Source organism: Actinopolymorpha rutila (assembly GCF_013407855.1).
Taxonomy (GTDB): Bacteria; Actinomycetota; Actinomycetes; order Propionibacteriales; family Actinopolymorphaceae; genus Actinopolymorpha; species Actinopolymorpha rutila.
This window is the reverse complement of sequence record NZ_JACBZH010000001.1, coordinates 2,616,416-2,634,777: the sequence shown is the minus strand read 5'-3', so window position 1 is coordinate 2,634,777 and position 18,362 is coordinate 2,616,416. Positions and strand designations below refer to the sequence as shown.

Sequence of the window (18,362 nt, the reverse complement as noted above, 5' to 3'; positions counted from 1 at the left end):
CCTCTCACCGTCTGTTGCTGATGCCGAAGCGATGCTCCCGGGCAGGTCCGTCGGGTGGCCGGGGCACCAGGAGCGGACCCGAGCTTCCGGCAGAGGTTATCGGGTCACGCACGCACCGAACCCGTCGATGTCACCGGTCGGCCTACCGCGGGCCGGGCCACCGGAACGGCCCGGACCTACCTCAGAGTGGGTCCTGGCCCTGCTCGACCTTCTTCTTCAGCTCCTTCAGCGCGGTGTCGATGATGACCTTCTCCGCCTTGCGCTTGATCAGGCCGATCATCGGGAACGTGACGTCGACGGCCAGCCGATAGGTGACCTCCGTGTTGCCGCGGCCCTTGTCGCGCAGGGTGTAGGCGCCGTCCATCGCCTTGACGACCTTGCCCTCCACCAGGGTCCACCGCACCTCGCGGTCGGCGTCCCAGGTGTAGCCGAGGGTGTACTCGTCCTTGATCGCGCCGGCGTTCAGGACGAAGCGGACCCGCTCCGGCCGGCCACTCCGGTCGTCGACGGAGAGGACCTCCGCCTCCTTCACCGCCGCCGCCCAGCTCGGATAGGACTCGAAGTCGGCGATGACGGACATGATCTGCGCCGGCTCCGCCGCGATGGTGACGCTCGAGCTCGTCTGCTCTGCCACTGTGTCCTGCCCTCCGCCTGAACGCTACGTGTCCCCGCCTTGGCAGGTTATCGAAAAGCGGGTGCCGGGTCCCGGCACCCGCCCCGGCAGGGCTCAACCGGCCACGCGACCGGGCGTTCGGTCAATGATCCCAGACCGGCTCGGGCACCTCGGTGACCGTGCCGTCGGCGGAGAACACGACGAACCGGTCGAACGACCTGGCGAACCACCGGTCGTGGGTCACCGCGACCACCGTGCCGCCGAAGGAGCCGATCGCCGACTCCAGCGCCTCCGCCGAGGCCACGTCGAGGTTGTCGGTCGGCTCGTCGAGCAGCAGCATCGTGGCGGCCGCGCGGTCGGTGCCCACCGGCGGGTCCCCTGGCCTGCCCCTGACCATGCCCGCGGGAGTGGCCGCCGGGGCACCCCCTGACGTACCCGCGGACGACCGCGCGGACACGGGCCCGGTTGTACGCGCGCCCTCGCGGCGGATCCCGAACTCCAGAAGCAGGATCTGGAACCTCGCCTGCTGACCACCGGACAGGGTCTCGAACCGCTGGTCCCTGGCCGCGGTCAGCTCGTAGCGGTTCAGCGCGGGTGCGGCCGCCGCGAGCGCGACCGCGTGGTCCTCCCAGAGGATCTCCAGCAAAGTGCGGCCGGTCAGGTCCGGTCGCTCGTGGGTCTGGGAGAAGTGGCCGGGTACGACCCGGGCGCCGAGCTTCCAGCTTCCCTCGTGCGCGACCGCGTCCTCACGTGGCCACCCGGCGAGCAGCCGCAGGAAGTGCGACTTGCCCGTGCCGTTGGCGCCGAGCACCGCTAGCCGTTCGCCGTAGAACACCTCCAGGTCGAACGCCGACGTGAGGCCGGACAGCGCCAGGCGTTCACAGGTCAGCGCACGAACGCCGGTACGCCCGCCGGTGAGCCGCATCCGGATGTCCTGGCGGCGTGGCGGGGCGGGCGGGGGTCCGGCGGCGTCGAACCGCGCCAGCCTGCTCACTGCCGCCTGCGTCTTGGGTGACTTGGCCGCGCGGAGCGTGTCGACCAGGGTCTGCAGCTTCGCCCGGTCCTCGTCCCACCTGCGCCGGAGCTCGTCGAACCGGGCATGCCGGTCCAGGCGAGCCTCGTGATACGAACGGAACCCCCCGCCGTGAACCCAGGCGGAGTTGCCGTCCCGGCCGCCTTCCAAGGTGACGATCCGCTCGGCGGTCGCCGCCAGCAGTTCGCGGTCGTGGGAGACGAACAGCACCGTCTTGCCGGTCTCCCGCAACCGGCCCTCCAGCCAGCGCTTGCTGGGTACGTCGAGGTAGTTGTCCGGCTCGTCCAGCACCAGCACCTGATCGGGTCCACGCAGGAGGGCCTGGAGCACCAACCGCTTCTGCTCGCCGCCGGACAAGGTGGTGACCGGCCGCCAGGACGCCCGGTCGTAGGGCAGCCCGAACGCCTCGGTGCAGCAGATGTCCCACACCACCTCGGCGTCGTACCCTCCGGCGTCGGCCCACTCCGCGAGGGCGGCGGCGTAGGCCACCTGGGTCGGCTCGTCGTCGCGGTCCATCATGGCGAGCTCCGCGCGCTCCAGCCTGGCCGCCGCGGCCCGGATCCGCGGCTGGGCCACCGACAGCAACAGGTCCCGCACGGTCTCCGTGCCCCGTCCCGTGCCGACGAACTGGCGCATCACCCCGAGGCCGCCGCTGCGGGACACCGCACCGGCGGCGGGTTCGAGGTCACCGGCGACGATGCCGAGCAAGGTGGTCTTGCCCGAACCGTTCGCTCCGACCAGGGCGACCTTCGCTCCCTCGCCGACGCGGAAACTCACGTCGGTCAGCAGCGGCCGCCCGTCGGGCAGTTGGTAGCGGACGTTCACCACGTCGACATGGCCCATGTCAGCCCAGTGTGCTGGCGAGCCGTTCCGGTCGCGAACCATTAACAGCCCGGCGTCGGCCGGTGCCGGCCGGCGTCAGCTCAGTGCTCAGCGGTGTCGCTGACTCGGCTCAGCGGTGCTGCTGGGCGTAGTGCGTGGCCAGCAGGTCCTCGCCCCAGTCGTTGCGCAGGTCGCGCCACACAGTGTGGACGTGGTTGGCGTCGTTCTGGGTGTTGTCGTACTCCAGCACGAACGTCGGGCCGGCCACGGCGTAGTAGTGCCGCTCGCCGACGCCCGGCCGCAGCGAACCCGCCCAGCTGAAAGTGACCCGCTCCAGGCCGGCCTTCTCCAGGTCGTGCCAGGACGCCTCGGCCACCTCCGGGGCCGACCGGCCGAGGTAGTGCCGGACCAACGTCTCGAGGTGCCCGCGCTGTGGGTCGGTCATGTCGGCGTACGCCAGCCCGCGGGGAAGCCGACCGGCGTCGGCCACCGGGTCACGGCGGGTGAGGATGTCGTCGGGCGCCTCCGCGTCGACCACGGCCCGCGCCTGCCGGTCGGGATCGAGGGAGGCCAGCAGAGCCCGGCCGAGGTCCTCAGACTCGGGAAGTGTGCGCAGCCCGGTGTGTGGCCCGGACAGCACCATGGCCGGGTTGGCGCCGAAGAACTGCGGAGTCGCCGCCACCTGGTCACCGACCACGGCGAAGTGGATGCCCAGGTGGTGGCCGTTGACCCGCCACGCCCAGGGCCGGGAGCCGGCCGGGTCGCCGAGGACGCGGACCCAGAAGAACCCGGAGTTGCGCTGCTTCCACATCTCCGAACCGGCCTCGCGTTCGATGTCGCGCAGGATGCCGTCCAGCGTCATGATCGCCTTCGCCCGGCCGCTGCCCTCGTCGCTCAGGCCGGTCGCCAGCAGTGCGGCCGCCAGGCCGCGCTGCTCCTCGGACATGTCCGCCAGGGCGAGCCCCGGCCGCGGACCGGGCAGGTAGGTCCACGTCCGGTGGTCGTCGGTGTCGAACGGAGCGGTGGCGGCCGCCCGCTGGTCCGGTGTCAGCGCGGACAGGAAGGCTGTCGCCGCCGTGACCATCCGTGCCGTCGTACCTGCCTGGGATGCGGGCATCTGTCCTCCACTTTCGCCGACCAGCAACCCGAGTCAGGCTAGCCGTGCCCACCGACAGACCCCGGCCCGCTCGGGCACGCTGTCCCGCATCGGCCGGGCAGGGTCGCGTTCGGTGGCGGCTGGCCGGGGTTCGGGCGCGACGGGCCCGCACGCTTGGCCGGCGCCGGGACGGGTAGTCCACCCGGATGGCCCGCCGTACGGTCCGCACCGCCGCCGACCACGTTCCCGACTCCACCGACGTGGCCGAGTTGCGTGCCGCGGCGCAGACCTGCCAGGGCTGCGACCTGTATCGCGACGCCACCCAGACGGTGTTCGGCGCCGGCGACCCGCGCGCGAGGGTGATGCTGGTCGGTGAGCAGCCAGGTGACGTCGAGGACCGCCAGGGCGAGCCGTTCGTCGGTCCGGCGGGTGGCGTGCTCGAACGCGCGCTCGCCGACGCCGACCTCGACCGGCGGCACGCGTACGTCACGAACGCGGTGAAGCACTTCAAGTTCATCCCCGCCGAGCGGGACAAGCGGAGGTTGCACAAGACCCCCGGGCGTACCGAGATCGTCGCGTGCAGGCCGTGGCTGGTTGCCGAACTCGCCGCCGTACGCCCACCGGTGCTGGTCTGCCTCGGCGCGACGGCCGCGAAGGCGGTGTTCGGTCCGGAGTTCCGGGTGAGCCGACAACGCGGACAGGTGCTGCCGCCGCCCGCGGACCTGGCGGGCCTGGCGGACCTGGCAACCACCGACGACCGCGAGAGCCCCGCGGACAATTCCTCAGCGAGGTCCGGGCCGGCCGTCGTCGCGACGATCCACCCGTCGGCGGTCCTGCGCGCCCACGACCGTGACGACATGTACGTCGGGCTCGTCGACGACCTGCGGGTCGTCGCCCGCGAGCTCGGCTGACCGCGCCTGTTCAGCCGGCGACTCGGAGTGGACCGTCGGCTCGGGTTCGGGCTCGATCGCCGGCTCGGGTTCGGGCTCGATCGCCGGCTCGGGTTCGGCCGCGTGCTCGGCCGGTCCGGGCAGCGGCTGCGAACCGACCCCCACCGTCCGCTCCGCCTCCATCTCGTCCTTGACCGCGAACATCGCCGACTTCACCGCCACGGCGAACTCCCGCCGCACCCGCGCCAGCCGCCGCCCGGCCAACGGCCCGCGCGCCGGATCGGCGCGCAGGAACACGTGCACGACAGTGCCGTCCCGACAGGGCTCCAGCCAGAGTTCGGCGGTGCCGGTGAACTCGCCCCGGACGTACCACCGCGCGCCCTCGGCACCTCGGTCGTGGTACGGCTCGAGCCGCACCGACGGCCAGCAGGCACGCCAGAACTCCGGAGCGGTCAGCCGCCGCGCCAGCCGCGCCGGTTCGGCCACTACGAACGTGTCGTCGGCCAGGTCCACCAGGGGCATCGGCCCACCTCCGCGGGAGTTCCTACGTCGTCGGCACGCTACCGGCTCGGTCCCGTCACCTCGGGCGCCATCACCCCGGCGCCGCGACACGATGCCGCACAGTGATGCCGCGAAGTGATGCCGCCGCGAACCCGGTTCCCTCGACCTGGTTCCGTCGGCCGGCCGTGCGGATACATTCGTCTCCGCGCCGGGCGGGGCGGAGGCCGTGCCGATCGCGCGGACGCCGGCCGGGCGGGGGCGAGGAGGCGGAGGGACCGATGAGAGGCGGCGGCGTACGCATCGTCCTCACCGGTGCCCAGCTCACCCTGTTGCTGGTCTGGCTCCCCCGCTGGGTCGGCACGTCCGGCCTGACCCTGGAACGCCTGCCGACCGCGGTGGGCGCCGCCTGCCTGCTCGGAGCGGTGGCCGGGTTCGCCCGGTCGGCTCGACGGTCCGACCGGCAGTCCGGACGACAGCCCGGTCCGCTGTCTTCGGGCGCGTACGGGCCGGTCGGGTTCGCGGTCCTGGTTGTCCTCCTCACCGCGTGGCCGGTACTCCCGTCGCCGCCGGTCCGGGTCGCCGTACCCCTTCTCGCCCTGGTCGCCGCGATCACCGCCGCCGGTCACGCAGAACTGCACGGCGAAGCCCTCCGTCAGCGCGGACGACTCACCGGTGCGGGCGTCCTGGTCGTTCTCGGCCTGGGCGGCCTGCTCGGGTTCGGCGCCGACGCGGCACTGTCCTCGGCGGCTACCCCGCCGGTGGGCTGGGCACTGCTCCTCGCCCTCGCCTCGGCCGTCACCTGGGCGCGCCCGGCGGTTCCGGTCGTCCTCGTGGGAGTGCTCGCGGTGCCGCCGCTGGTGCTGGGCGGGCAGGCGATGGCGGCCGGCACCACCTGGTCGGCGTACGGCAAGGTCACCGAACGCACCTCGCTTGCCAACGTGACCTCGGCGGTGCACAACGGCGTCCGGCTGCCGGACATGCGCGAGGCCCGGGAGGTGGCGCGCGACGAGCCGGCCAGGCTGGCCGCGTTCGACCTGGTGCCCGGCGGCCACCCGCGGCGGGTGCTGGTGCTCGGAGCGGGGATCGGCAACGAGACGGCCTTCGCGCTCGGCCGCGGCGCCGAGCACGTCGACGCGGTCGAGGTCGATCCGGCACTCGTCCGGCTCGCCGGGAACCGCCACCCCGACCACCCGTACGCCGACTCGCGGGTCACCGTCCACCTGGCCGACCCGCGCGCCTATCTCGACCGGGCGACCGGCCGCTACGACCTGGTGCTCGTCACCGCCGCCGTGGGCCGGGACGTCCTGCCGGGTACAGGTACGCCGGGTTCGTCGTACGCGCTGACCACCGAGGCGTTCGGCCAGGCCCGGCGACTGCTCGCACCCGGCGGGACGGTCGCGGTGGAGTACGACCAGGCCGCCGTCAGCAGCGGAGGCGGCGGCGAGAGCCGCTCAGGCCGTGCAGGCAGGCAAGGCAGCACCGACTCGCCTGCCGCACGCCGGATCGCCACCACCCTGGCGGCGGCGTTCGACCGGCCGGCCTGCCGGGTGGGGCCGGCGGACGGCGGCCGGGTCATCCTGGCGGTGGTCGGCGCGCGTTCCGCCACCCGTACCTGCGTACCCCTCACTGCCGAGGCGGCCTCGGCCGCCGGAACGCCGTTCACCGACAGCGGGGCGCCGCTCACCGACGACCGGCCTGCGTTGAGCAGGCACGGACAGCCCTGGTCGGGGCAGACCGCCGGTGCGCTCGCGCTCCTCGTGGTCGCCGCCGCCGCCGCGCTCGGCTGGTCGCGACGTGGCACGCGGAGAAGCCGGCCGGCGGGACCGGACCGCATCGTGAGTACGGACCGGCTCACGGGTGCGGCCCTGGTGGGTTCGGGTGCCGCCGTCTGGGTCGCCGGGCTGGTCGTCACCGGCTGGGCCGCGGTGCGGGTGGGGCCGGGGTGGCCGATCCGGTCCGGCGTACCCGCCCTGGTCCTCGGCGTGAGCGTCGCCGTCGTCCTGCTCGGCGCGACCGTGAGTGCACGCCGGCACCGCCCGGCGCGCCGGGACCGCCCGGTCACCGCCGACCCCGCGCGCACCGCTACCCAGACCGCCGCCCACCTGGCCGCCGGGCTGCTGCTCGGCAGCTGTCTCGGCTACGGCGTACCCGTGTACGGCACCGCGGCGGCGCTCGGCACGGTCGCGTCACTGCTCATCGCCGCGGGAGTAGCGGCAGCCTGGGTCCGCCGCCGTACGACGCGGCGACCGGGCGGCGAGCCGAACCCGGTCAGGCACCCGCGTCGGGATATCCCAGCAGACCGCGCAGCCTGGCCACCGACGCGTCCCACGTCCAGCTCTCCCGAACCCACGCGCGGCCCCGCTCCCCCATCGCCCGCGCGGCGGCCGGGTCCCTGAGCAGCGTGACGACCTTCGCCGCCACCGCGACCGGGTTGTACGGATCCACGACGTAGCCGGTCTCCCCGTGGCGTACGGCGTCCGGCGCACCGCCGGAGTCGCCGACGACCACCGGCAGCCCGCTGGCCTGCGCCTCCAGGAACACGATCCCGAGCCCCTCCGGCTCCAGGCCGGCCAGTCGGGTGCGGCACGGCATCGCGAAGACGTCACCGGCGTCGAAGTACGGGGGGATGTCCGTCCACGGCACCGCGCCCGCGAAGACGACGTCCCCGCGTACGCCGGTCTCGTCGGCCAGCCGCTCCAGATCGGTGCGGTAGGGACCGTCGCCGACGACGAGCAGCGTCGCCCCCGGCACCTCGCGCAGCACGTGCGGCCAGGCCGTGATCAGCGTGTCCTGGCCCTTGCGCTCGGTCAGTCGCGCCACGCACACCACGACCGGCCGGTCGGAGGGAAGGCCGAGCCGCTTGCGGACCACCTCCCCGCCGGTGCCCGGCCGGAACGTCTCCGTGTCCACACCGGGAGTGAGGCGGGTCATCCGGGCCGCGTCCTCGGGGGCGAGCCCGCGGGCCAGCACCGAACGGGTGTACTCCCCCAGGTAGGTGAGCGAGTCGGTGGAACGCCCGATCCGGCGGAACAGCCCGCGCGGACCCGGCACCCGCGCCCACCACGTCTCGTGGCCGTGGGTCAGCCCCACGATCCGCTTCGCCCCGGCCCGTCGCAGCGTCGGCGCGAGCAGGCCGAGCGGCGCGGCGGCCCCGAACAGCACCCGGTCGCAGCCTTCCGAGCGCAGCACCTGGGTGGTACGCCGGGCCAGCCCCGGAGTCGGCAGCAGCGTCGAGGTGCGGTCGCGGATCACCGGGAACGGCAGGGTCGCGTCGTACTCCCTGCCACCGGCCATCGACGCGGTGTAGACGACCACCTCCGCCGGCGGCATCCGCTGGCACAGGGCGAGCACGAACGCCTCGATGCCTCCCTGCCGGGTCGGGAAGTCGTTCGTCACCACCAGAGTGCGGGCCACGGGGACCGACCCTATCCGGCGTCCGGGCGCCGGCCGGTACACACTCGGTTGTCGTTCGGCGCTCACTCGGTGGTGGCCATCGCGGGAACGGCCGGCAAGCCCTGGCGCCGCGACCAGGACCGGATCAGCGCGATCCGCTCCGGCGCGGTCGGATGCGTGGCGTAGAACACGTACAGCACCGGCGCGGGAGTCAGGTCACTGCGGTTCGACACCGCGAGCCAGCGCTGCACCTCGGCGTACCCCCGCGGGTCCCGGGTGAGGTCGAGGGCATGCACGTCCGCGCTGGCCTCGATCCGGCGGGAGATCGCGTTCTGCAGCGGCAGGGTGGCCTGCATGCCGATCGCGGTGAGGGCGAGGACGAGCGCCACCACCCGTGGGTCCGCGGCCGACCTGACACCGGCCCGGCGGCGCAGCCGGGCGGAGTCCAGCAACAACGCGAGCGCGACCATCCCGGACGCCACGCCGACCGCGCCCACCACGGTCCCCCGCAACACGTCGTTGTGCTTGGCGTGCCCGAGTTCGTGCGCGACGATCAGCCGCACCTGGTCCGGCGTGGCGTCGGCCAGCAGCGTGTCGTACACCACGATCCGGCGGGTGGAGCCGAACCCCGAGACGTAGGCGTTCAGCCGGGTGGTGCGCCGGGACTCGTCGGCGACCAGGACATCGTTGACGGGGACGTGGTCGCGGGCGGCCAGGTCGAGCAGCGCCGAGCGCAGCTGTCCGGGCGGCATCGGGGTGAAGTGGTTGTAGAGAGGTTCGACCAGGACGGGATAGACGAACGAGCCGGCCACCACCATCCCCGCGCCGATCGCCGAGCCCAGAGCCCACCACCAGCGCGGAAACTTCCGGACCAGGGCCAGCATCCCGACCATCAGCGCGGCGGTGACCACGAACGTCACCGCGGCGGCGATCGCTGTGTCCCCCGCCCAGCCGGCGAAGCTCTGTGTGGACACCCCGCTGTCCCGGCGGACGATCTCCAGCCAGAGGTCGAACGGCAGCACCAGGATCCGGATCGCCAGCGTCACCGCGAAGGTCCCCAGCACCACCCGAAGCCACCACCGTCGTACGCGGGGCAGCAGGCCGCCGGCGATCCGGGCGCCGGTCCTGGTGAGGCCGAGCCAGGCCGAGATCACCACCCCGGCCGCTCCGGTGAGGTACGCAGGTGCACCTATCAGCTGCTGGAACGCCACGCTGCTGGCGATCTCGGTCTTGTCGAAGTCCTCGGTCAGCGGCGCGGTCGAGGTCGGCAGCAGCGCACTCGTGCGAGCCCACGGACTCCATGGCGTGGTGACCAGGACCAGTACGACGAGCCCGGCCAGCAGGGCGACCAGAGCGACCATCGCCGATCGCCTGTCAATTCCGGGTTGACATCCGGACGGATGCCCTGGTTGACGTTTCGGTCGACGCCCCGGCCCATGTTCCGGGTGACAACCGTCCGTCCGGTGGCGCTCGGTCTCCCGGGCGCGCCCGATCTCCTGTGTACGTTCGGAATCCGGCCGAGGCACGGAATCCGGCAACCGCACGATTCCCCGTCGACGCACGTTCCCCCCAACGCACGCTTCGAGCCCGGCCGGCTACGTCCCTGCGGCCCGCGGTCTCGCCACAACCCTCACCCCGTCGTCAGTCACCCAGCGGTCAGCCAGTCCGTCGTCAGCCAGTCCGTCGTCAGCCAGTCGGTCGTCGGTCGGTCGGTCGTCGGTATGCCGTCAGTCGTCGGCGCTGCGTTCTCGCACGTAGGCACGCCAGCCCTGGATGAACCGGTCGGAGGAGGTGCCGAGGACGCGCCGGTAGACGCGTTCCTGGTCGACCTTCGTCCGGGCACCGTCCATCGCGACGTAGAACCGCAGCAGCGTTGCCTGGTCCCAGCGGTGCGCGATGTAGCGGCACGCCGTCCACGCCGACTCGTACGCCTCGTCCAGGGCCTTGGCCCGCGGGTCGAACTCCGTGCCGCCCGGCAACGCGCTCGGCGGCCCGCGACGGTGCACGTCGCGCAGGAACTCGTGCGCGATCACCTGCGACGGCAGCCCGGAGCGGTGGAAGCCCACGTAGTCGGCGAAGCCTTCCGACAGCCACACCGGCATGGCGCTCACTGTGGCGTGTGCAGCGACGTGGGTCGCCTCGTGGGTGAGGACGACGAGCCGGCCGAGGCTGCCGATCTGGTCGAACGTGTGCGGGTTGACCACGATGTGCGATGCGAGGGCCGGATCCGGCCGCCCGACCGAGGTCGTCACCGCCGCCACCGCGCTCTGGGTGTGCGAGTCGACCCCGATCAGTCGTTCCATCTGCGCCTGGCTGGGCGGTACGAGCACGACGACGTACTGGTCCCAGCTGCTCCCCCACACCTCCGAAACCCGCCGTACGGCGAGATCGGCGGTGTGGGCGAATTGGCGAAGCTCGTCCCGGTGACCGGATCCCGCCACCATGCTGTGCTCACCGTGGACGACGTCGAGCCGTTCGGTCAGCCACAGCGGCAGCGACGAGCCGGGGCTCTGCCCTTCCCGGTCGCCGGCGACGTAGCCGACTCCCTCGCGGTTCACGAACACCATGCGCAGGGTGGTCTGCCACGGCTGGGGGTCACCGCTCTGCAGCCGGAAGGAGAGTTCGACCGAGGCGACCCAGGCGGACGGTCCGAGCGCGGCCCGCCGGGCCGGCGTGAGCCCGCGCGAGTCGACGACCGGTGTGCCGAACCGCACCTGGCGCACCCGCATCCGCTGGAGGTTGTCGAAGGTGCGGGCGGCGGTCGCGGCGTACGAGCGTGCTCGCGGGTCGACCGTGGCGAGGTAGGCGCGCCGGTCGTCCGCCCGGATCGCGGCGGCCTGGCGGGCGAGCAGTTCCTCTGCCACCGCGACGCGCTGGGCGGCGAGGTGGCCGCTCCGCGCGGCGACCGTGGGCAGGGCTGCCGGAGTGAGACCGCCGGCAGCATGTGCGGATCCGCCGGAGTTCAGTGTGCCGACCGCGGACGGAACGGCCGATCCGGTCAGCACCGCCACGGCGGACGCGAACACCCCGGACAGCAGCAGAACGCCGACGACGAGGACGGCGAGGGTCCGGGCAACGAACCGTCGGCGTGGAGCGGGCCGACGGCGCACCCGCTGCGCAGAGTCGCCGATCACATCCGCATCGTACGGAAAAAGGTCGCCGCCTATCCCGCCGAACGAGGAGAGGCGGCGAGTGAACAGCTTTGGGCCGACCGAGGTCTGTGCGGGACCTTATCCGGGTCGCACCGCACCGGCGTACGGCATGTAGCGCATCGGGAGGTATTCGACGCTCTTGCCCGGGCGGGGAGCGTGGAGGACTATGCCGTTTCCGACGTAGATCCCGATGTGGTGCATGTCGGAGTAGAAGAGCACGAGGTCACCGGGGCGAAGCTGCGAACGCGACACCTTGGCCGACATGGCGTACTGCGCCCTGGAGGAGTGCGGAAGGGACACCCCCGCCTGCCGCCAGGCCATCATCGTCAGACCGGAACAGTCCCAGGTGCTCGGACCCGCGGCACCGAAGACGTAGGGCTCGCCCAGCTGGGCACGGGCGAACGCGAGTGCGGTCGCGCCCCGGCCGCTGCCGGACGGAAGCGGTATGCGCTCCTCCTGCCCGCGGGATGGCCGGCTCGCCGCCTGCTCGCGGGCCTGCACCCGGCGCCGCTCGGCGGCGGTGAGGCGGCTGAGCACGGACTTGGCCTCGGCGACGTTGGCATCGGCCTGCTTCTTGCGGGCCTTCGCGGTGTCGCGGGCCTCGCGGAGGCGGTTCAGCTCCGCCTGCCGGGCCGCCTTCTGCTCGGACAGGCGCTTCTGCTCCGACTGCAGCTGCAGAAGGAGATCGCCCTGCTGGCCCGCGAACGCCTGCGCGGTGCTCATCTGGGCGATGTATTCCTTCGGGTCCTTGGCGACCAGGAGCTGCACCGTGCTGTCGACGGACCCCGCACGGTATTCGGCGGCGGCGAACTGGCCGATCTGGCCACGCAGCGAGTCCAGCCGCTTCTGCTGCCGGGCAACGTCGCTGTCGAGCTTTCCGACGCGGCGGTCGATGACCTTCGTCTGGTCGTTCAGCTCGTTCGCCTGCTCGGCGGCCTTCTCGGCCTGCTGGTACAGGTCGTCGACCTGCTTGCGAACCTGGCCGATGTCGCGGCGGGGTTCGGCGTAACTGGCCCCAGGAACCGCGGCGACGAGCGCGGCAGCAGCGGTGCCGACGGCGAGCAGCGCGCGCCCGGATGGGCAGGTGCGGCGGTTGGACATCGGGCGGTGAGCCCCTTCTCCTCAGACGCCTACCGGGTCAGCTGACGGGTTCGGGCCGGGAAGCCGCCCTACGGTGGTCCCGCCGGTCCACGTGACCGCCGAGGCCGCCGATTCACCCCGGGAAACCTGGGTCCCCGGCTCTCCTCCGGTCTGGCCGTCGGAGATTAAGCGGGTGCCCGCGCCGACCGGGTGGCCGACTTACGCAGAACGGACACTTCGGGCGGCACTGTAGTGAACCGCACCCGGAGGTTTCAAATCCGACCGACCCGTTCCGTGCGGGTCCCACGGGAACAGGGCGCCGCGGGACCGGTCACGTCGCCACGCGGTGGCCGCCGATCGTGGCGATTTCCACACTCCTCGCTTCCGGCCGCGTCCGGACCGTCACCGGGCGGCCGACATACCGCCCCGGTGCGGTGTTTCCTCCCCGGCCAGCCATGGCGGGTGGTCCGGTGACCAGAGGCCGGATTCGGCCAGCACCCGCAGGGCCTTCCGGTCCGCCTCGTCAAGATCGAACCCCACCTCGCCGAACTCCGGCGGGGCGACTCCCGATGCCTCCAGCCACGCCGCGTCGACCGCGACCGGCTCCACCTCCGCCGGCGCGGGCCCGACGGGCTCGACGCCCACGGGCTCGATCGACGCGGGTGGCCCACCGAGAACGACCGCGACCACGCAGTCCTCACAGTGACGCTCCCGCACCGCGCAGCGATCGCAATGGATCCGCATGCTGCCCTCCGTCCGTCTTCTCGGCGGCCGTTCGCCCGGCACCTGATGGCGCCTGTCTCGCGTCCGGCCTCGCCGTTGGCGGAAACGTTAGACACGACCACCGACAGTGCCCTCGGACCAGCTTTCGGGCCGCCCCGGGAGCAGCCCCTCGGAGCGGCACCGCGGTCAGCGCGCGAGCAGGCGAACCAACGCGTCCGAGGCGACCGGTCGGGCGCCGGACCGGCGTACCCCGTCCGCGATCTCCCGGTCGCTCGACACGACCACGACGGGACGCCCCTCGGGCTCGGCCGCCACCAGTTGGCGGATCACGTCGTCGGCGCTGATCCCGGCCGGGCTGAACCGGACGCGCACGCCTCTCGGAGTGTTCAGTGGCGGCGGCACGGCGAGCTTCGCCCCGTCGAAGACGCAGGTCACCTCGGCGCCGGTGCGGGCGGCCACGCCGCCGAGCGCGGTCACCAGCCGGGTCCGCTGGGTCTCCAGCGGAAGGGTCGGCCAGGCCGTCTTGGTCACGTTGTAGCCGTCGACGACCAGGTGGACCTGGGGCACGGTGAGCAACGTCTCCAGCGGGATGACACCCTCCGGACCGGACGGCAGGCCACCGGCCGCCGCCTCCCTGGCCGGCACCGAGTCGGCGGGGCGTGACTGCGTGGGCGGCAGTGCGAGCTCGCGGCGCAGTCCCTGCGCGGCGTCCACCAACGTGTCCAGCAGCAACCGCAGCCGGACGCTGGCCAGGTCGCGGCCCTCCCGTGCGGAACGGCGGCTGACCTCGATCGCGGCCTCCGCGTCCGCGATGCGGGTTCGCAGGCGGCGCAGCTCGGCGTCCGCCCGGGCGCTGTCGGCAGCGGCCTCCTCCCGGGCCCGGGCGGCCAGCTCCGCCTGCCGGGCCGCCTCCTCCTCCGCCACCCGCGCACGCTCGCGCGCCTGACGCAGGGTGCGCCGCAGGGTGGCGTTCTCCTCCTTGAGCGCGGCGAGTTCGTGCCGCCGCCGGTCGCGTTCCTGGCGTACTCCCGCGCGCGCCTCAGCCACCTGCTCCCGCAACCGGGTGAGCGACTCGGACTCGCGCTCACCGGCCAGCGAGGCGGTCTCGCGCTCGAGCTGGTCGAGTACCTCACCGACGACGCTCTCCCAGCCCTGCGGTCGCAGGACGTACGCCGTGGCGGCCACGTCCATCGGATCGACCGCGGACGGGCGGCGTCCCTCGGCCACCGCCGCGGCGAGGTCGGGCACCAGGGTCCGGATGCGGTCGGCCACCCGGGCACGGAAGTCGGCGTCGGCGTCGACGGCGGCCGCGATGGGGATAGCGGCCAGCCGGGCGCGCCGGCCCGGAGCGAACCGGGCGAACGGCCGTAGTGCAGAAGGCACCTCGTCGGCGGTCAGCTCGCCGAGGGTGTCCGAGGCCATCCCGACGACGCGCTGTCGCACGGGTTCAGGCAGCGGCCGGCCCAGGTCGTCGGGCGGGTCCTGCGGCGCCGCTGCTCCGTTGCTCACGGCTGCGAGCGTATCGGCGCACCGGCCGACTCGGGCCCGACTCCCGGCGCGGCCCCCGGCCGGAACACGTCGGCGAGAATGTCCGGCATGCGACGTCTGCCACACGGTTACACCAACCGCACCGTCGGCGACGGAGCGGTGGTGGTCAAGGAGTACGCCGGCCCGGACGCCCCGGACCGGCGGCGCCGGGAGCAGGTCGTGCTCGACCGGCTGGCCGGCACGATTCCGCTGCCGCCCCTGGTCGACGCCGGCGATCTCCGGCTGACGACCGGCTTCGTGGGCGGAACCCACGGCCAGGAGCTCCTCGCGCCGGCCGAGTCACCGGACCGGGCCGCCGCCGTACTCGCCGCCTGCGGGCACACCCTGCGTGAGATCCACGCGGTCGACCCGGCCCGGCTTTCCGACCTGCCGCCCCTGTCCGACCGGCCGACGGACGTTCCGGAAGTGCCCGGCGGATACGTCCTGGTGCACGGTGACTACGGGCCGAACAACCTGCTCCTCGACCCCGCCGAGCACACCGTCACCGCCGTGCTCGACTGGGAGTTCGCCCACCTCGGGTCCGCGGTCGAGGACCTGGCCTGGTGCGAGTGGATCGTCCGGACGCACCATCCCGACCGGACGCCGCTGCTCGGTGCGTTCTTCGGCGCGTACGGCGGCCCGATGCCCGACTGGCCCGTCCGCCGGGCGGTGATGCTCGCGCGGTGTCACGCCCTCGAGGCGTTCTGCACCCGGTGGGAACCCGGCGGCGAGGGAGCTCGGCAGTGGGCAAGGCGCGCGGCCGCGACCGCGGCCTGGCCGGAGTAAGGGCCGGAGTAAGGCAGAGAGGCGGAAGTGAGGCCCGGAGCAGGCGGGAGCAGGCGGGGAGTGCGGCGCGCACGGCGAGGTGGCTCGGACCGCTCGGCCCAGGCGTGGTTAACTTCGCCAGCGTGACGACGAAGGACCGCGAAAACCTGCTCTACCAGCTGCGGTACGCCATGCGAAACCCGGCGAAAGTACCCCCTTATGCCCGGCGGCTCGCCCGGGACACGGTGCTGCGCCTGCGCAACCGCGACCACGTGGACTACTACCGGGCGGTGATGAAGTCCGACGCGTCCCGCAGCGCCGAGGCCGCGGTGGGCAGCAAGTCCCACGCGCGCTGGCTGGCCCTGGGCCGGATGCAGTTCGACTACCTCGTCGAACACGGCCTGCGGCCGAGCGACCGGATGCTCGAGATCGGCTGCGGAAACCTCCGCGCCGGCCGGCTGTTCGTCGACTACCTCGACGCCGGCAACTACTACGGGCTCGACATCTCCCCCGACATCCTGATCGCCGCCCAGCAGACGCTGGTCGAGGACGGTCTGCAGAACAAGGTCCCGCACCTCACGCCGGTGCGCGACCTGAGGTTCGAGTTCCTGCCCGACGCCTATTTCAACGTCGTGCACGCACACAGCGTCTTCTCGCACTCCCCGCTGCCGGTGATCGAGGAGTGCTTCGCCCACGTGGGCCGTGTCCTTGCACCGCGCGGGTTCTTCGACTTCACCTTCGACCGCACCGAGGGGCGAGAGCACCAGGTGCTGCGCGAGGACTTCTACTACCGCACCGAGACGCTGCTGAAGCTGGCCCAGCGGCACGGCCTGCGCGGGCGGTTCATGGCCGACTGGGAGAAGCGGCCGCACGGCCAGTCCAAGATCCGCCTCGGCCACGCCTGACCGGACCGCGGGGCGCGTCGTTTCGTCCGGTTGTCGGTGGCCGCCCGTAGCGTCTGGCCCATGACCGTCGCGGAACCTTCCCTGCCCGTCCAGGCGAGCTTCGACGAGCTCGGCACCCCGTTGCGGGAGGTGACCTTCTGTGTGGTCGACCTGGAGACCACCGGGGGTTCGCCGCAGCAGGCAGCGATCACCGAGATCGGTGCGGTGAAGGTCCGGGCGGGCGAGGTGCTCGGGGAGTTCCAGACGCTGGTCAACCCGGGCTCGGCGATCCCGCCGTTCATCGCCGTGCTCACCGGCATCACCGACTCGATGGTGTCCTCCGCCCCGCCGCTCGGGGCCGCGCTGCCCGCGTTCCTGGAATTCGCGCACGGCTGTGTGCTGGTCGCGCACAACGCGCCGTTCGACGTGGGATTCCTCCGGGCCGCCGCGCAGGAGCACGGCCGGCCCTGGCCGTCGTTCGAGGTCCTGGACACCGCGCGCCTGGCCCGGCGGGTGCTCACCCGCGACGACGCGCCCAACTGCAAGCTCGCCACGCTGGCCCGCTTCTTTCGATCCGGCACCGTTCCCCAGCACCGTGCGCTCGGCGACGCCCGGGCGACGGTCGACGTGCTGCACGGGCTGTTCGAACGCCTCGGCCCGCTGGGCGTGCACTCACTGCAGGAGCTGGCCGCGTTCAGTTCGCGGGTCACCCCCGCCCAGCGCCGCAAGCGCCACCTCGCCGACCAGCTGCCGCACGCGCCGGGGGTCTACGTCTTCACCGACGACCGCGGCCGGGTGCTCTACGTCGGCAAGTCCAAGGACCTCCGCACCCGGGTGCGGACCTACTTCACCGCGTCGGAGACCCGCTCGCGGATGGGCGAGATGGTGAGCCTCGCGGCAAAGGTGACCGGCATCGAGTGCGCCACCCCGCTGGAGGCGGAGGTACGCGAGCTGCGCCTGATCGCCGTGCACAAGCCGAGATACAACCGCCGTTCGCGGTTCCCCGAGCGCGCGACCTGGCTCAAGGTCACCGTGGAGCCGTTCCCGCGGCTGTCCCTGGTCCGTGAGGTGAAGGCCGACGCGGCGACCTATCTCGGCCCGTTCGGCTCGCGGCGGGTGGCCGAGCGGGCCGTCGCCGCGATCCACGAGGCGTTTCCCATCCGGCAGTGCACCCAGCGGCTCGCCCGCACCCCGCGCTCGGGCTCCGCGTGCGCGCTGGCCGAGATGGACCGGTGCGTGGCTCCGTGCGTCGGTGCGGTCGACGTACAGACGTACGCCACCCACGTCGACGCCATCCGGCATGCCGTCGCCGCCGATCCCACCCCCGTGATCGAGGCGGCCACCCGCCGGATCGGCCGGCTGGTGGTGGAGTCGAGATTCGAGGAGGCGAGCGTCCACCGCGACCGGATGGCCGCCTTCGTCCGCGCCGCGGCGCGCTTCCAGCGGATGAGCGCGCTGGCCCGCTGTCCCGAGCTGGTCGCCGCGAAGCGCACCGAGGAGGGTGGCTGGGAGGCACACGTCGTGCGGTACGGCCGGCTGGCCGCCGCCGGTGTCGTTCCCCGCAGCACGCCCGCGCGCGCCGGCGTGGACGAGATCGTGACCACCGCGGAGACGGTCGAGCCGCCACCTCCGCCGACCCCGGCCGCGACCGCCGAGGAGACCGAGCGGATCCTCGCCTGGCTGGAGCAACCGGGCGTACGCCTGGTCGAGCTCGCCGGCGAGTGGAGCTGCCCGGTCGGAGGCGCACAGGCCCACACCGAGTGGCTGGACACCGCGTACGCCGCCCGCGACGACGTCGTACCCTGCCAGGACCGCAGGCGCCTGCGGCCGACCCACCGGCCGGCCCGATGAAGGTGCCCGGCCCCGACCGATCCCAGCCTGAC

Annotated in this window: 13 protein-coding genes and 1 riboswitch; of the genes, 4 read left to right on the top strand and 9 right to left on the bottom strand. The window is 73.1% G+C overall.

Annotation, left to right across the window (positions count from 1 at the left end; translation table 11 throughout):
• Positions 1–181: 181 nt before the first annotated feature.
• From F4554_RS11785 to F4554_RS11775, 3 genes are all read right to left on the bottom strand, one after another.
• A complete protein-coding gene (locus F4554_RS11785; RefSeq protein ID WP_179787421.1) occupies positions 182–634 on the bottom strand; it encodes an SRPBCC family protein in 453 nt (150 codons plus the stop codon).
• A 121-nt stretch (positions 635–755) separates the two neighbouring features.
• Positions 756–2,489, bottom strand: a complete 1,734-nt coding sequence (locus F4554_RS11780; RefSeq protein ID WP_179787420.1) for an ATP-binding cassette domain-containing protein — start codon at positions 2,487–2,489, stop codon at positions 756–758.
• A gap of 109 nt (positions 2,490–2,598) precedes the next feature.
• Positions 2,599–3,585 (bottom strand): DUF3500 domain-containing protein, encoded by a 987-nt coding sequence (locus F4554_RS11775; RefSeq protein WP_179787419.1) that lies wholly within the window; start codon positions 3,583–3,585, stop codon positions 2,599–2,601.
• Between the two features lie 185 nt (positions 3,586–3,770).
• On the opposite strand from F4554_RS11775, the gene F4554_RS11770 reads away from it, so the two are divergent.
• Positions 3,771–4,475: a UdgX family uracil-DNA binding protein gene (locus tag F4554_RS11770; RefSeq protein WP_179787418.1), complete on the top strand. Its 705-nt coding sequence runs from the start codon at positions 3,771–3,773 to the stop codon at positions 4,473–4,475.
• Positions 4,476–7,223: 2,748 nt separating this feature from the next.
• Here the strand turns inward: F4554_RS11770 and F4554_RS11765 are convergent.
• The 6 genes from F4554_RS11765 to F4554_RS11740 all read right to left on the bottom strand — a co-directional run bounded on the left by F4554_RS11765 (position 7,224) and on the right by F4554_RS11740 (position 14,812).
• A complete protein-coding gene (locus F4554_RS11765) occupies positions 7,224–8,369 on the bottom strand; it encodes a glycosyltransferase (protein WP_179787417.1) in 1,146 nt (381 codons plus the stop codon).
• 62 nt (positions 8,370–8,431) lie between these two features.
• The gene (locus F4554_RS11760; protein WP_179787416.1) at positions 8,432–9,709 is read right to left on the bottom strand and encodes a M48 family metallopeptidase; all 1,278 of its coding nucleotides are present in this window, start codon (positions 9,707–9,709) and stop codon (positions 8,432–8,434) included.
• A gap of 366 nt (positions 9,710–10,075) precedes the next feature.
• Positions 10,076–11,482: a gluzincin family metallopeptidase gene (locus F4554_RS11755; protein ID WP_179787415.1), complete on the bottom strand. Its 1,407-nt coding sequence runs from the start codon at positions 11,480–11,482 to the stop codon at positions 10,076–10,078.
• A gap of 96 nt (positions 11,483–11,578) precedes the next feature.
• Entirely contained in the window at positions 11,579–12,601 is a 1,023-nt protein-coding gene (locus tag F4554_RS11750; RefSeq protein WP_179787414.1) for a C40 family peptidase, read from the bottom strand.
• A 10-nt stretch (positions 12,602–12,611) separates the two neighbouring features.
• Positions 12,612–12,782, bottom strand: a riboswitch (cyclic di-AMP (ydaO/yuaA leader).
• Positions 12,783–12,982: 200 nt separating this feature from the next.
• Entirely contained in the window at positions 12,983–13,324 is a 342-nt protein-coding gene (locus tag F4554_RS11745) for a hypothetical protein (RefSeq protein WP_179787413.1), read from the bottom strand.
• Between the two features lie 165 nt (positions 13,325–13,489).
• On the bottom strand, positions 13,490–14,812 hold the full coding sequence (locus tag F4554_RS11740) for an NYN domain-containing protein (RefSeq protein ID WP_337795980.1): 1,323 nt from the start codon (positions 14,810–14,812) through the stop codon (positions 13,490–13,492).
• Between the two features lie 87 nt (positions 14,813–14,899).
• Here F4554_RS11740 and F4554_RS11735 point away from each other — a divergent pair, with 87 nt between their 5' ends.
• The 3 genes from F4554_RS11735 (at position 14,900) to F4554_RS11725 (ending at position 18,330) form a co-directional block, all read left to right on the top strand.
• On the top strand, positions 14,900–15,616 hold the full coding sequence (locus F4554_RS11735; protein WP_179787412.1) for a phosphotransferase: 717 nt from the start codon (positions 14,900–14,902) through the stop codon (positions 15,614–15,616).
• Between the two features lie 122 nt (positions 15,617–15,738).
• Entirely contained in the window at positions 15,739–16,500 is a 762-nt protein-coding gene (locus tag F4554_RS11730) for a class I SAM-dependent methyltransferase (protein WP_337795979.1), read from the top strand.
• 60 nt (positions 16,501–16,560) lie between these two features.
• On the top strand, positions 16,561–18,330 hold the full coding sequence (locus tag F4554_RS11725; RefSeq protein ID WP_179787411.1) for a DEDD exonuclease domain-containing protein: 1,770 nt from the start codon (positions 16,561–16,563) through the stop codon (positions 18,328–18,330).
• Positions 18,331–18,362 lie beyond the last annotated feature (32 nt).